At 64.4% G+C, this 14,167-nt stretch carries 14 protein-coding genes and 1 other RNA gene; 3 read left to right on the top strand and 12 right to left on the bottom strand.

The features are described 5' to 3' along the window. The first annotated feature begins 30 nt into the window (after positions 1 to 30). Entirely contained in the window at positions 31 to 1,191 is a 1,161-nt protein-coding gene (gene lldD / locus NDY25_RS11370; RefSeq protein ID WP_168959203.1) for an FMN-dependent L-lactate dehydrogenase LldD, read from the top strand. A gap of 376 nt (positions 1,192 to 1,567) precedes the next feature. Here the strand turns inward: lldD and NDY25_RS11365 are convergent. From NDY25_RS11365 to ku, 3 genes are all read right to left on the bottom strand, one after another. Further along, positions 1,568 to 1,644, bottom strand: a non-coding RNA gene (locus NDY25_RS11365) — sX9 sRNA. A 44-nt stretch (positions 1,645 to 1,688) separates the two neighbouring features. Next, the gene (gene ligD / locus NDY25_RS11360; protein WP_256627957.1) at positions 1,689 to 4,448 is read right to left on the bottom strand and encodes a DNA ligase D; all 2,760 of its coding nucleotides are present in this window, start codon (positions 4,446 to 4,448) and stop codon (positions 1,689 to 1,691) included. A gap of 8 nt (positions 4,449 to 4,456) precedes the next feature. Beyond that, positions 4,457 to 5,404 carry a non-homologous end joining protein Ku gene (gene ku, locus NDY25_RS11355; RefSeq protein ID WP_256627956.1) on the bottom strand — a complete coding sequence of 316 codons (948 nt, stop codon included), beginning with the start codon at positions 5,402 to 5,404 and terminating at the stop codon, positions 4,457 to 4,459. Between the two features lie 151 nt (positions 5,405 to 5,555). Here ku and NDY25_RS11350 point away from each other — a divergent pair, with 151 nt between their 5' ends. Then, a complete protein-coding gene (locus NDY25_RS11350; RefSeq protein ID WP_168959200.1) occupies positions 5,556 to 5,735 on the top strand; it encodes a hypothetical protein in 180 nt (59 codons plus the stop codon). Positions 5,736 to 5,785: 50 nt separating this feature from the next. On the opposite strand, the gene NDY25_RS11345 is transcribed toward NDY25_RS11350, so the two are convergent. The 4 genes from NDY25_RS11345 to NDY25_RS11330 form a co-directional block, all read right to left on the bottom strand. Beyond that, on the bottom strand, positions 5,786 to 6,190 hold the full coding sequence (locus NDY25_RS11345) for a DUF779 domain-containing protein (RefSeq protein ID WP_168959199.1): 405 nt from the start codon (positions 6,188 to 6,190) through the stop codon (positions 5,786 to 5,788). 227 nt (positions 6,191 to 6,417) lie between these two features. Continuing rightward, a complete protein-coding gene (locus tag NDY25_RS11340) occupies positions 6,418 to 7,062 on the bottom strand; it encodes an NADPH-dependent F420 reductase (protein ID WP_168959198.1) in 645 nt (214 codons plus the stop codon). Between the two features lie 143 nt (positions 7,063 to 7,205). After that, a complete protein-coding gene (locus NDY25_RS11335) occupies positions 7,206 to 7,652 on the bottom strand; it encodes an Rrf2 family transcriptional regulator (protein ID WP_168959197.1) in 447 nt (148 codons plus the stop codon). A 32-nt stretch (positions 7,653 to 7,684) separates the two neighbouring features. Continuing rightward, complete coding sequence (locus NDY25_RS11330) at positions 7,685 to 8,035, bottom strand: hypothetical protein (RefSeq protein ID WP_256627955.1); 351 nt, start codon at positions 8,033 to 8,035, stop codon at positions 7,685 to 7,687. Positions 8,036 to 8,094: 59 nt separating this feature from the next. Between NDY25_RS11330 and NDY25_RS11325 the strand changes: the two genes are divergently transcribed. Further along, entirely contained in the window at positions 8,095 to 8,259 is a 165-nt protein-coding gene (locus NDY25_RS11325; RefSeq protein WP_343204266.1) for an SDR family oxidoreductase, read from the top strand. 49 nt (positions 8,260 to 8,308) lie between these two features. Here NDY25_RS11325 and adh read toward each other — a convergent pair whose 3' ends face one another. The 5 genes from adh to NDY25_RS11300 all read right to left on the bottom strand — a co-directional run bounded on the left by adh (position 8,309) and on the right by NDY25_RS11300 (position 14,017). After that, on the bottom strand, positions 8,309 to 9,838 hold the full coding sequence (gene adh, locus NDY25_RS11320) for an aldehyde dehydrogenase (RefSeq protein WP_256627954.1): 1,530 nt from the start codon (positions 9,836 to 9,838) through the stop codon (positions 8,309 to 8,311). A 239-nt stretch (positions 9,839 to 10,077) separates the two neighbouring features. Further along, positions 10,078 to 10,557: a hypothetical protein gene (locus tag NDY25_RS11315; RefSeq protein ID WP_233366598.1), complete on the bottom strand. Its 480-nt coding sequence runs from the start codon at positions 10,555 to 10,557 to the stop codon at positions 10,078 to 10,080. 368 nt (positions 10,558 to 10,925) lie between these two features. Then, positions 10,926 to 11,306: a cupin domain-containing protein gene (locus NDY25_RS11310; protein ID WP_168959192.1), complete on the bottom strand. Its 381-nt coding sequence runs from the start codon at positions 11,304 to 11,306 to the stop codon at positions 10,926 to 10,928. Positions 11,307 to 11,433: 127 nt separating this feature from the next. Beyond that, on the bottom strand, positions 11,434 to 11,733 hold the full coding sequence (locus NDY25_RS11305) for a hypothetical protein (RefSeq protein ID WP_168959191.1): 300 nt from the start codon (positions 11,731 to 11,733) through the stop codon (positions 11,434 to 11,436). Between the two features lie 148 nt (positions 11,734 to 11,881). Continuing rightward, a complete protein-coding gene (locus NDY25_RS11300) occupies positions 11,882 to 14,017 on the bottom strand; it encodes a TonB-dependent receptor family protein (RefSeq protein WP_168959190.1) in 2,136 nt (711 codons plus the stop codon). Positions 14,018 to 14,167 lie beyond the last annotated feature (150 nt).

The following is a 14,167-nucleotide window of genomic DNA, read 5'->3' as shown; positions in this document are numbered from 1 at the left end:
CGGCTACCCCGCAGCTGCCGTGCGTCTTCGATGATCATTTCCGCCGCTTCCGATTACCGCGCCGCCGCGCAGGCGCGCTTGCCGCCGTTCCTGTTTCACTACATCGATGGCGGTGCGTACGCCGAGCACACCTTGCGGCGCAATGTCGCCGATCTGGCCGATATCGCGCTGCGCCAACGGGTGCTGCGCAATATGTCGGACCTGAGCTTGAGCACCGAGCTGTTCGGCGAGACGCTGGCGATGCCGGTGGTGCTGGCGCCGGTGGGGCTGACCGGCATGTACGCGCGGCGTGGCGAGGTGCAGGCGGCGCGTGCGGCGGCGGCGCGGGGGATCCCGTTTACGTTGTCCACGGTGTCGGTGTGCCCGATCGAAGAGGTGGCGCCGGCGATCGAGCGGCCGATGTGGTTCCAGCTCTACGTGCTCAAGGACCGTGGCTTCATGCGCAATGCGCTGGAGCGCGCCAAGGCGGCCGGGGTGACCACGCTGGTGTTCACCGTGGACATGCCCACGCCGGGCGCGCGCTACCGCGATGCGCACTCGGGCATGAGCGGGCCCAATGCGCCAATGCGGCGCATGCTGCAGGCGGTGACGCATCCGCGCTGGGCCTGGGACGTGGGCTTGCTCGGTAAGCCGCACGATCTGGGCAACATCTCGGCGTACCGCGGCAGCCCGACCGGGCTGGCGGATTACATCGGCTGGCTGGGTGCGAACTTCGACCCGTCGATCTCGTGGAAGGATCTGGAATGGATCCGCGAATTCTGGACCGGGCCGATGGTGATCAAGGGCATCCTGGACCCGGACGATGCGCGCGATGCGGTGCGCTTCGGCGCCGACGGCATCGTGGTGTCCAACCATGGTGGGCGCCAGCTCGACGGCGTGCTGTCCAGTGCGCGGGCGTTGCCGGCGATTGCCGATGCGGTCAAGGGTGAGCTGAAGATCCTCGCCGATTCGGGCATCCGCAGCGGGCTGGATGTGGTGCGCATGCTGGCGCTGGGCGCCGATGCGGTGCTATTGGGGCGTGCGTTCGTCTACGCGCTGGCGGCCGGTGGTCAGGCCGGTGTGGAGAATCTGCTGACCCTGATCGAACGCGAGATGCGGGTGGCGATGACCTTGACCGGCACGCGGTCGATTGCCGAGATCAGTGGCGATGCGTTGAGCAGGGTGACGCGGGAGAGTGCGGTTTCGCCTTGACGGGATCGCATCGGGATGCGGGATGCGTCGGTGGCAAAGCGGATGATCTGCGGTTTGGCTGCAGTGTCCTTGCCCGCCCACCGTCGCGGGACACGCTGCAAGTACGTCCCTGTAAGCTCTTACGCGGCATCCATGCCGCGTAAGGTCCCGCGCCGGTGGGCGGACAAGGACCAATCGAGATGCTCGGTGCGCATGGTTTTTAACAAAGCAGCCAGCAAACTTTCTGGTGCGGTGTCCTCACCGATTGCGGGACCGTGTGGCGGCATGGATGCCGCCACCGAGCCTACATGGACGTACTTGCGGCGTGTCCCGCGAGCGGTGAGGGCACCGCGCCCTCGACCAACCAGGCTTTTGACCTGAGCTTCCGACTAAGAGCGGCCAACAAAACGTGGCGAGCGGTCGTCAGGTGGGTGCGGACGGCGCGCTCAGAACCGGAGTTTACGAGTGGTACTTGCCGATTCCGAGCAGCAGTCGCGCAGTATGTTTGTTAGCCGCTCTTAGTTGTGATCGTCACCCGTGGGCAAGGACTGCCGCAACGCCAGCACCGATTCCCAAGGGTCTGCGCGTTGACGCTTGGCACGTTGCAATGCCTTGTCCATTGGAAACGCATCCGGGCCGCTGATCTTGCCGAGTTCTTCCCAGCGCAGCGGCACGGCGACAGTGGCCTTGTCGCGGGCGCGTAGCGACCACGAACACACGCTGGTATTGCCGCGCCCGTTGCGCAGCCAGTCGACGAAGATCACGCCGTGGCGTTTGGCCTTGCTCATGGTCGCCACGTAGCGGTCCGGGGTGTGCGTTGCCAGTGCCTGTGCGAACGCTTCGCAGAAATCGCGTGCCTGCTCCCAGCCTGCCTCCGGAACGATCGGTACCACTACGTGCAGGCCCTTGCCGCCGGACAGGCGCACCGCGCTTTCCAGCCCTGCGCTGCGCAGCTTGGCGCGGATGTCGCGCGCGGCGGCGACCACATCGGGCCAGGACACGTCGTCGCCGGGGTCCAGGTCGAACACCAGGCGATCCGGATGCTCCGGGTCGTCCACCTGCGCACCCCAGGGATGTAGCTCCAGCGTGTTCATCTGCACCAGCTCGAGCAGGCCAGCGGCATCTTCGACGTAGATGTAGTCCTCGGTGCCGCTTTTTTGCTTTAGCGGAATCGCCTTGATATGCGCGCCCAGATGGCGACCTTCGTGCTTCTGGAAGAAGCACTCGCCGCCGGCGCCGTCGGGGCAGCGCAACAGCGATAACGGGCGGCGGGCGATCTCCGCCAGCACCAGCGGCGCCACTGCGCGGTAGTAGTCAGCCACATCGCCCTTGCTGATACCGAGCGCAGGAAACACCACGCGCTCGGGATGAGTGATGGTGATGCCGTCTGTGGATGTGGATGTGGACGCTGCGGATTTCGACGCCCTGGATTCGGACGCTGCAGTCTTCGATATGGCGTTCGTCTTCGATGCCGTTGAATGCACGCGTTTGCTGGTTGTCTTGGTGGATGCTTCGACTGTCGTTTTGGCTGCTCTTTTCGTCGGCGTCTTGCGCGCAGGCGCAATGGCAGTCGTCGCACCGCCATGTTTGCTCGCAGCACGCGGCTTGCCCGGCACGGCGCGATCGCCGCTCAACTCGCTCATGGGTTTGTCCTCACGTAAACGCTTGAACGCGGCTTGCCGCAGCAGCCCTTCCTTGGCCCAACCGCGAAACGCCACCTCGGCGATCAACACCGGTCGCACCCAATGCACATCGCGTGGCCGCCCCGGAATATGCGTGGGCAATTCCAGCGTGGCGGTGTCGCTATGCAGCGCCTGCAACAGTGTGGTGATCTTGCCGAGCAAGGCATCGTCGAAACCGGTGCCCACACGCCCGACATAGCGCAGCGTCTTGCCATCGCGTTGCGCCATCAGCAAGGCGCCAAAGCCGCTGCGCGCGCCCTTGGGGTCGGTGTAGCCCACCACCACGAACTCGTCGCTGTCTGCGTGCTTGGTCTTGACCCAATCGGCGCTGCGTCCTTCGCGATAAGGGGCGTCGGCTAGCTTGCTGACGATGCCTTCCCAGCCGGTGCCGGCGCTGGCCGCGAACACTTCCGGGCCGTGCCCGATCACATGGTCGCTAAATGCCAGCGTGCCCGGTTGATCGCCCAGCAATTCGCGTAGCAGTTGCTTGCGTTGCAGCAACGGGGTGCCGCGCAGATCCACCCCGGCGACCCCGAGCAGGTCGAATACGATATAGCGCAGCGGCTGCGTGACGCTGCCATCGAGCGCGCGTTGCAGCGCCGAGAAATCGCTGCGCCCTTGCACGTCCAGCACCACCAACTCGCCATCCAGGCGCGCATCGCGCACCGGCAACGCCTGCAAGGCGCGCACCACCTCCGGGAAGCGCTGGGTCCAGGCTTGGTCGTTGCGTGAGCGCAACTGCACGTCGCCATCGACCAAATCGGCGAGCAGGCGATAGCCGTCCCATTTGATCTCGTGCAACCAGCGCTCGCCCTCCGGCGCGTGCTCGCGCAGCAAGGTCAGTTGCGCGCGCAGCTCGGTTGGGCATGGCGTATCGCGCGCACCATCCAGCGCCAGGGCGCGGGTGCGCCACTGTTTGGACTCTGCACGCCCTGAGCGCACACGTTTGCTTGTCACTGTCGATGTCTCGGCGATTGCTTCTGGCGGCACACGTTGCGCACGGCTAGCCTTGCCGCGCGTTGTCACCGACGCTGTCTTGGCACGCGTTGCCGAAGTTGCCACACCCGATGCACCGGCGGCCTGCTGCGCCACCAGCGCATCGGCATCCAGATCGGCCGCGTAGGCATCGGTGCGCTTGAACAGCAGCCACTGCGGTTTGCCGCCACGCATCTGCGTGCGCACCAACGCAAAGCCACCGCGCAGCAACGTGCCCTGCAATTCGAATTCCAGCTTGCCCGCCTCCAGCGCCGCCAATGCGTCGCCTTCGCAGTGCCAATGGCCGTGGTCGAAGACATCCACATGCCCGGCGCCGTAATGCCCTTGCGGGATATCGCCTTCGAAGCTGGCGTACGACAACGGATGATCTTCCACCTGCACCGCAAGGCGTTTTTCGCCGGCGCGCAACGACGGACCCTTCGGCACGGCCCAACTCTTGAGCACGCCATCGGCTTCCAGACGGAAGTCGTAATGGCGCGAGCTGGCGTGGTGCAGCTGCACCACGAAGATCGGTTGCTTGCTGGCGCGCGCAGGCGTCTCGCCGGCTGGTTCCGGTGTCTGGTCGAAGCGGCGCTTGGCGTTGTAGTCGTGCAGTGACATGGGCTGGCCTATCCGGCCTTGCGGCGCGGGGGCGCTTTCGCGGCCGCTGTTTTGGTCGGCTTGCTCGCGGTCTTTTTGGTGGCCTTCTTGGCCACCTTCTTGGTTGCGGTTTTCTTGGCAGGCGCTGCCGGCGCACTGCTTTTCTTGGCCGGCGTGCGTGTATTGGCTTGCAGGCTCTTCTGCAGCAGCGACATGAAATCGACCACGTTGGTGGTGGCGTCTTCGTGCTGCGGCGGCTCGATATCCACCTTGGTGGTACCGCCCTTTTCCTGGATGCGCTTGCGCAGCAGCTGCTCCAGCTTGCCGCGGAATTCGTCGTGGTAATCCTCCGGCTGCCAGGTGCCGGACATCGACTCGATCAGTTGCCTGGCCATCTCCTGTTCCTTGGGCGTGATGCGGTATTCGCCCACCGCGCCGGCCGGCAGCTTGAAGTCCTGCGGGTCCACCACTTCCTGCTGGTAGCGCAGCAGCAGCAGAATCAACGCATCGCCCTGCGGCATCACCGCGGCCAGATATTCGCGCGTGCGGATCACCACTTTGGCGATGCCCACCTTGCCGGTGTCGCGCAGCGCTTCGCGCAGCAGCACATAGCCTTTCTCGGCTTTCTTGCCGGGCACCAGGATGTAGGGCTTTTCGAAATAGCGCGGGTCGATGTCGGCGGCGTCGACAAAGGTCTCCACCTCTACCGTCTCGTGACTTTCCGGCGAGGCGGAGCGGATGTCCTGCTCCTCCACAATCACATAGCTGCCCTTGTCGTACTCGAACGCCTTGACGATCTCCTTCCACGGCACCTCGTCGCCGGTGTCGGCATTGACGCGCTCGAAGCGGATCGGCTTCTTGTCGCGCGAATCGAGCATGCGGAAATGCAGATCCACCTTGCGCTCGCCCGACATCAGCGACACCGGCACATTGAGCAAGCCGAACGAGAGGGTTCCGGTCCAGATCGGTCGTGCCATCGGCGTGTGACTCCGGGTGCTGTTGGGGTAGCACATAGCTGTAACGCTGGCGCCGTGATCCATGCGTGAGACATCCGCATGGCGCGACTGCATGCTCTTCACCCCGCGCGCGGTGAACTGCGTACCCATCTGCAAAGCTCAGGAGAACACCATGTCCCGCGACCCACTGCGCGAGCAACCGACCCACCCCGGCGAACAGCACGGCAAGCGCGATGCCGAACATTACGAAGACCGCGGTGCAGGCGATGCGCCAGACAAGCTGATTCCGGCCGATGGCGACACCCCGGCCAAGAAGCCGGGCACTGCTCCATCGGCCGCGACAGACCGCTGAATACACTTAGCTGAAACAACGCGCAGGCATGCCAGCCGCGCAGAGCAGCCCTACGCCCGACCTGCCTGCTGCAGTCGGGCGAACTCGTCATCGGCAAACAGACGCGAGCGCACCAGAAAGCGCACGCCCTCGCCGTTTTCCAGCGAGAACATGCCGCCGCGCCCCGGCACCACATCGATGATCAATTGGGTGTGCTTCCAGTACTCGAACTGCGAGGCGCTGATATAGAACGGCGCACCGCCGATCTCGCCCAGCAGCACATCGCGGTCGCCGACGATGAAGTCGCCCACCGGAAAGCACATCGGCGAAGACCCATCGCAGCAGCCGCCGGATTGATGGAACAGCACATCGCCATGCCGTGCGCGCAGCGTGTCGATCAACTGCAACGCCGCCAAGGTAGCCATGACCTGCAGCGGCATCTCCGATTGCGTGGTGGATTGCGTGGTGTGGTGCATCGTCGGCCTCCTGCAGCCGCATCAGGCCGCCCTGTCAGGCACGATACGCCTCTCACGCTGCTGCGCGCATGCGTTCTCCGCAGAGTGTCACGCGGCCGTGCTGCAAGGTGCAGCCCGACCTACGCGGCTGCGCCGATTGGACAACTGTCGTGGCGGGGAGCTGCCTGCTGTCCGATGCGGCACGCTGCGGCGCTGCATGAAGCGCCGCCTCATCAGAGGTTGCGGGCTTAGATCTTGATGAAGTTATGCGTGGACAATGCACCGAACGGCAACGAGGCAAGCCGGCCGCCAACCTCCAGCGAGCCCAGATCCGCCGCGAAGAAGCCGGCGGCCTCGATGATCTTGCGAACCTCGGCCTTGGCATCTGCGTCATCGCCCGAATAGAACAGCACACGCTTGCCGCCGGCAACCTCTGGCTCTGGCAGCACGTTGACGTCGAGATGGTTGAATGCCTTGACCACGCGTGCACCCGGAACGAACTGGCTCAACACTTCGCTGGAATGCTTGTCACCCAGATCGACCGCCTTGATGCCGTAGGCGGCAAGCGGATTGCTGGGGTCCTTCGCATCTTCCGAATTCGGGTCCAGAAATTCGACCGGATTGGTGCCGTCGACCACGATGCGGCCGTTCCATGCCGGCAGGCTGCCCAGGACGCTCTCGATATCGCTCCAGCGGATCGCCGCGAAGACAATATCGGCACTCGCCGCTTCCGCCGTGGTACCCGCCGTGATCGACGGGCCCAGCTCCTGCACCAGCGCTGCCAGCGAGTCGGGGCCGCGGCTATTGGAAATGGTGGCCGAAATTCCGTGCTTGGCGAGCGAACGTGCAATGTTGGAGCCGAGGGCGCCGGAACCGATGATACCGATACTCATGATGTTCTCCTGATAAGACGTTGGGGTTGAAAGCAAGCGGCCGCCGGCGCCACATGGGCCGATCGGGTGTTGAGGCATCGAACGTACAAACAGCTCATTAATAAACTTGTGTCACTTACTCTATTACATTTATTGGGAAAACTTCACCACACCAGCGGGATCGAAAACTTTCCAAGCCGCGCCACCTCTGCTGCGACCGACGCAATACTGGTTTTTGCCAGCTCCGCTTCAAGCGCCTTGCGTGCCCGCGCCAGCGGCGGGCCAAGCGCTTCGAGGATGTTTCCGCCGACTGCGCAATTCTCGCAGGGTGGCGTTCGATGCGTGGGAAACAACTCGGTATCCTCGACGGCCTGATAGACGTCCAGCAGCCGTATCGTCTTCGCCTGCCGGGCAAGCAGGGCGCCGCCGCCCGCCCCGAGCTGCGAGCGGGTCAGGCCGGCCTCGGCCAGACGCGACAACAACGAGCGCACCACGACCGGCCCGGTATTGGCCGAGTACGCCAGATCTTCGGAGCGCAGCGGTTTGCCATCGCTGACGGCCAGTGCCGTCAGGATGTGGACCGCAACGACGAAGCGGGTGCTGGTGGGCATGTCGGCCTGCTTGTGAATGTGTGTAACCAACATTAAAGCACACTTATCAGGCTGTCAACACGTTGTTGCGACGCGTGCTTGCGCACTGCTTGAGCCGATCGATCATCCAGCGGCCCGCAGGCCCCGGGGGGCGCGGCACTGCGGTAGATCGCGCACATTGGCAACTGCGCTCCATCAAGCGGCAGGCCCTGCACTGCAAGTTCGACCAGGCGCCCCTCGGCGAGGTCCTTGTCCACCTTATGCAGCGGCATCTCTCCCCAACCCAGCCCGCTGAACAGCAGCGCGTGCTTGGTGGACAGGTCTGCCAGGTGCCAGGTCAATGGCGAGCTGGCGGACGGCCGTTGTGCCGACAGTTGCGCGCGATCGGTGAGGACCAACTGCACAAGGAGAGTGGCGGCACGATCGTCAGTACCGCATCGCTGAGCGGCTGACGCATGAGCAGTTGCAGGACAAGGAATGGGCCGACTACATGCTGGGCAAGACCCTGCTCGGCCGGCTCGGCAAGCCCGAGGAAGTTGCGAACGTTGCGTTGTTTCTCGCCTCCAACGAGAGCGCGTACGTGACCGGCATCGATAGCAAGGTGGACGGTGGCATGGCGGTCTGGTGAGTTGATGGTGCGGCAAGCGCAACCTGGGTCACGCTTGCCATGACAACACTCAGAAAAGCCGAAGCGCCTTCGGCGAATAGCTCACCAGCAGGTTCTTGGTCTGCTGATAATGGTCGAGCATCATCTTGTGATTCTCGCGGCCGATGCCCGACTGCTTGTAACCGCCGAACGCGGCATGCGCCGGATAGGCGTGGTAGCAGTTGGTCCACACGCGCCCGGCCTGGATCGCGCGGCCCATGCGGTACAGGCGTGAGGCATCGCGACTCCACACACCGGCGCCCAGGCCGTAGAGCGTGTCGTTGGCGATCGCCAGCGCCTCGGCCTCGTCCTTGAAGGTGGTCACCGACACCACCGGGCCGAAGATCTCCTCCTGGAACACGCGCATCTTGTTGTGGCCCTTGAACACGGTCGGCTTGACGTAAAAGCCGCCGGCCAACTCGCCATCGAGCGTGTTGCGCTCGCCACCGATCAACACTTCGGCGCCTTCCTGTCTGCCGATATCGATGTAGGCCAGAATCTTTTCCAGCTGCTCGCTGGAAGCCTGCGCGCCGACCATGGTGTTGGGATCGAGTGGGTTGCCTTGCTTGATCGCGGCCACACGTGCGAGCGCTTTTTCCATGAACTTGTCGTAGATCGATTCCTGGATCAGCGCGCGCGAGGGGCAGGTACACACCTCGCCCTGGTTGAAGGCAAACAGCACGAAGCCTTCCACCGCCTTGTCGAGAAAATCGTCGTCTTCGGCCATCACATCGGCGAAGAAAATGTTCGGCGATTTGCCACCCAGCTCCAGCGTCACAGGGATCAGGTTCTGGCTGGCGTACTGCATGATCAGCCGGCCGGTAGTGGTTTCGCCGGTGAAGGCGATCTTGGCGATGCGCGGATTGCTAGCCAGCGGCTTGCCCGCTTCCAGACCGAAGCCGTTGACCACGTTGAGCACGCCCGGCGGCAGCAGGTCGCCGATCACTTCCATCAACACCAGGATCGACGCCGGGGTCTGCTCGGCCGGCTTCATCACCACGCAGTTGCCGGCGGCCAGGGCGGGCGCCAGTTTCCAGCACGCCATCAGCAGCGGAAAATTCCACGGAATGATCTGCCCGACCACGCCCAACGGTTCGTGGAAGTGATAGGCAATGGTGTCGCTGTCGATCTCGGAAATGCCGCCTTCCTGCGCGCGAATGGCGCCGGCGAAATAGCGGAAGTGATCCACGCACAACGGCACATCGGCATTGAGCGTTTCGCGCACCGGCTTGCCGTTGTCCCAGGTCTCGGCATAGGCGAGCAGTTCCAGATTCTGCTCGATGCGGTCGGCGATCTTGAGCAACACGTTGGCGCGGTCGGTGCTGGAGGTCTTGCCCCATGCCTCCTTGGCCGCATGCGCCGCATCCAGCGCCGCTTCGATGTCCTGCGCGTTGGAGCGCGCGATCGAGGTGAACACCTTGCCGCTAATCGGCGTAGTGTTGTCGAAGTACTGGCCGCTCGCCGGCGCCACCCACGCACCGCCGATAAAGTTGTCGTAGCGCGGTTTGAAAATCGAGGTCGGGTCGGTATTCAACGGCTTGGTGGAGGGAAGCGCATTCATCATGGTCTCCTGCTGCGATGGTCCGATGCGAACGTGTATACCCGCGCAAGTGCTAGCGCAATGTCATGTCATGCGCTGTTGCGCTGCGTCATTGCGGCGCAGCCGTTTTTTCGTACGCAGCTGTGGAAAGTGCGCTGCAGCGCATCATTGCGTGCACACAGATAACTAGTGCCAGGCTTGCTGCGTGTAGCACCCGCAACGTGCGACACGATGGACCGCAAGCGCTATACACGCTCACCTCAGCTGCGCGGTGCGGCCGGCTTGACGAACCCGGGATCCGCCATGGCGGCATCACAGTCTTGCACCTGCTTGAATTGGTAATCCAGCAATCGCCAACCGGCATTTGCCGACGACGACATCCATCGGTACTTCCACTGATAGCGAATGCCGGCGCCACACGCATCGATGCCGACCTCATCGCCGCTATGCCCACGCACAGGGAAGGCAACCTCTGTGCTGGTCAGATCCGTGCGCCGATCCGCTCCTGGCGCATGCGTGAAGTAGCTGGTCCGCACCTGGCCTAATGCGGCAGCGCTTGCCGGAGGCTTTAGCCTGGACGGCTGCTCCAGCAACCAGCGATGCACTTGCGCCACCGCCGGACTATTTGCAGGATAGCTGCGCGTCACACGCAAATCGCCCTGTTCCGCATGCGTGGCTGCACTGCCCAACAGGCTGTTCGTGCAAAACACCACAATCAACATTGCTGCCAAGAACTTCATCACGTGCTCCATGCATTGTGTGAGAAGACCGAGCGTAGCACGCACCTCACAACCGGCTAGCCGCAGGCACTGCGGCGATGTCATGTATGACGACGTTGTGCCACTCAGTGGCTGCGATGATAGGTGTCATGCAAAGTTGGTTGCGTGCCCTGCAACTTACTGGCATGCACTACTCACAACCAAGCACACCGACCATGTCGACAGGTCCTTGCCCGCCCACCGTCGCGGGACCTTACGCGGCATGGATGCCGCGTAAGAGCCTACACGGACGTACTTGCGGCGTGTCCCGCGACGGTGGGCGGGCAAGGGCCCTGCAACTAACCCCCAGATCAGCCGCTCTGCACCCGCACGCACGCACCGCACAACAATCAAATCCAGACGTCGTTGTCAGCCGTGTACGCACCACCCGCCTCACCGGTGTTGACCACGCCGCGCGGCTCGACCAGCAACACGCTGCATTCCTGCTCCGCCACCGGCCGGTGTTCGACACCCTTGGGCACCACATGCATCTGCCCGGCCGACAGCGCCACCACACCATCGCGAAATTCGATCGACATGTTGCCGTCCAGCACGATAAACACCTCGTCCGTGTCCGCATGCTGATGCCACACGAAGGCGCCTTGCAGCTTGACCAGCTTGAACTGGTAGTCGTTCATTTCCGCCACCACACGTGGCGACCAGTGCTGCGACAGCATGGCGAGCTTGTCGCTGAAATCGATCGGGGCGTAGCGCGTGTTCAACGGAAACATCCTTGTGCGGTGAATGCGCTTGCAAGCTTAGTGCATCGCATTGCCGGCAGTCACCGCTGCATCAACGCAACGCCTTGGAGCGACGCGCGGCAAACAGCGCGAGCGGTTTGCCCGGCGCGATGCGCGCTCATGCGCGAGTGGTGCCGGTGTCTGCCGCGCGCCACGCCTGCACGGCCGCGGTGACCTGCGCACCGTGACTGGCGCTGACATCACGCGCGGCAAAGTCGTGCGGCCGCCATTGCACCTGCGCGGCCAGCCGTGCGCAGGCGGCATGCCCGTCTGCCAGCACATCGGCCTGCTCGGTTGCGTTCAATGCCAGCAGGAGCGAGAAGCCGGTGGCCGAGATTGTGCAGTTGATGTCCAGCCAGTAGCGGTTGTCCTCGCGCAGGAGAAACCAGTCTGCGGGGGCGTGATCGATGACGATCATGTGGGGCCTGGGGTGGTGTTGGAGATGCAATTGCGCTGCTGTGGCCGTTGCTTGGCGACGCGCGTGTTATCGGGAAGGCTTCGTCGCGCCCGGGTGCGCTCCTACGGGGCAGCGGCGCGTTGTTGGACGCGCGCCGCCTGCGGCCTGCTCAGCCGCCGAAATCCCACTGCAGCCCCACCGTATACGTGCGATCCGGGCCCGGCTCGTAATAGCGCCCGTTGCCGTCGTTGACGATCACCGAACCCACATATTGCCGGTCCAGCACATTGTCGATGCGTGCGAACGTGCGCAGCCCGCCCAGCGTGGTGGTCCAGCGCCTGGAGGCTTCCAGATTGACCAGCGCATAGCCCGGTGCGCGTTCGGTAGCCAGGTCGTTGACCACGGTGGCGTCGGAGGCCACCGTTTCGGCGGCGAACTGCCATTGCATCGGCTGCCACTGCCAGCGTGCGAACAATTGTTGACGCGGCACGCCCGGCAGGCGCGCGCCGCTTGCCACTGGCGCGGTGGGTGTGGCGCAGCCGCTGCTGGCGCAGGTGAGATAGCCATCGCGCACGGTGGCATCGACGAAGGTATAGGCCAGCTGCACTTGCTGGGTGTCGCCCACCGGTTGATTCCAGCTCAGCTCCGCGCCCTGGCGGCGGGTGGCGCCGATGTTGCGAAAGGTGCTGCGCCCGTTGGTGTTGCTGGCCACTGCCAGTTCGTTATCGGTGTCGGCGCGGAACAGCGCGAACTCCACCGCTGCACCGCTTTGCGCGCGCCACTTGCTGCCGACTTCATAGTTGCGGCTTGTCGCCGCGCCCAGATCCAGCGCCAGGCCGGCGCCGCCGTCGTTGCGATAACCCAACTCGTTGAAGGTGGGCGTTTCGAAACCGCGTCCCACCGAGGCGTAGAAACGCAGATCCTCGGCAGCACGGAACACGATGCCAGCCACCGGCGTGGTTGCCGAATAATCGCGCTGGCCGCTGTCGTCGGGATTGCGGCCGACGATGTAATGGTCGTCCGAGTCGAAGCGCACCTCGCTATGGCGCACGCCCAGCAGTGCCGACCAGCGGTCGCTCCACTGCCACCACAGCTGCGCGAACTGATCCACGTTCTCGACCTGGTCACGCTGATTGCGGCGCAGTGCGCCTTTGGCGCCGAGCGTGTCACCAACAAAATTTTCGTAACCGGTGCGGTGCTGACGCTGGCGATCGACATTGGCGCCCACGGTCAGCTGCAGCGGCCGGCCCAACGCGTCGCCCTGCCAGGCCCAACGTGCATCGGCACCTTCGTAATTGCTGTCCAGATCGATCAGCCCACCCGAATGCAGCGGATTGCGCTGCACCGCCACCGGGATCGCCAGATACTGCTCCACGCTGCGCTGCCCGCCGTAGGCCATCAGCCGCAGCGTCTGGCTGTCGAACTGCTGGGTCAAGATCGCCCCGGCCTGCGATTGGCGCACCGATTTGCGGGTATTGAACTGGGTGGCCACCGCCGTGGCCTGGGCCGGGTCGGCATTGAACTGGGCGCGGGTCAGCCCGAGTGGGTCCTGCGCATCCGGTGCGTCCAGATAATTGAGCACCAGGTCCAGCCGGCGGCCCTCGGCCAGATCGAAGCCGAGCTTGGCGTTGACCGAATCGCGTTTGGCGCGGCTATGGTCGCGGAAGCCGTCGGTTTCGAAGTGATTGGCGGCCAGGCTGTAGTGCACCGCGCCCTGCTGGCCGAGCAATTGCGCGCCCACGTTGACGGTGGCATTGCTGCCATAGGTGGCACGCAGCCGCCACGGGTCGCCCGGCTTGCCGTCGGCACTCCACAGCTGCAGCACCCCGCCCGAAGAGTTGCCGTACAGCGCCGAGAACGGCCCGCGCAGCACTTCCACCCGCTCGGCGCCCAGCACGTTGAAGTGCGAGAGCTGGCCCTGGCCATCGGGCATGCTGGCCGGGATGCCGTCCACCAGCAGCCGCACGCCGCGCACGCCGAAGGTGGAGCGTGCGCCGAAGCCGCGGATCGACAGCTGGGTGTCTTGCGCGTAGTTCTGGCGGTCGCGCGCCACCAGGCCGGGGATGCCATCGAGCAGCTCGGATACCTGCGCGCCGCGGCGGTTGTCGTCGTCGGCCGCCACCACGGTGAAGGAGGCCGGCAGGTCGAAGTCGTCCACCCCGTGCACGCGCGCGGCGTCCACCTGCACGGTGGGCAAGCGCTGGATCGGTGTAGACGACGGCGCCGTGTCGGCGGCCAGGGCGAGCGGCGCGGCGCTCGTCGCGAACAGGCCGCACGCGGCGGCCAACAAGGTGAGTCTGGGCATGGGCGTAGTGTCCCTCATCCGTACTGCGAGCGCATTGTTGCGTACGGAACGAAGCATGCTACGCCCGCCATGGGCTGCTACGATGAAGTGGTTTGGCCCAGCCGCGGTCAAGCACCCGGAAGTCCCTCACTCTTTCGTCCTTCAGCGAGT

It is taken from the genome of Xanthomonas hortorum pv. pelargonii (assembly GCF_024499015.1).
In the GTDB taxonomy this organism is placed as follows: domain Bacteria; phylum Pseudomonadota; class Gammaproteobacteria; order Xanthomonadales; family Xanthomonadaceae; genus Xanthomonas; species Xanthomonas hortorum_B.
This window is presented reverse-complemented; position numbering and strand designations above follow the sequence as displayed.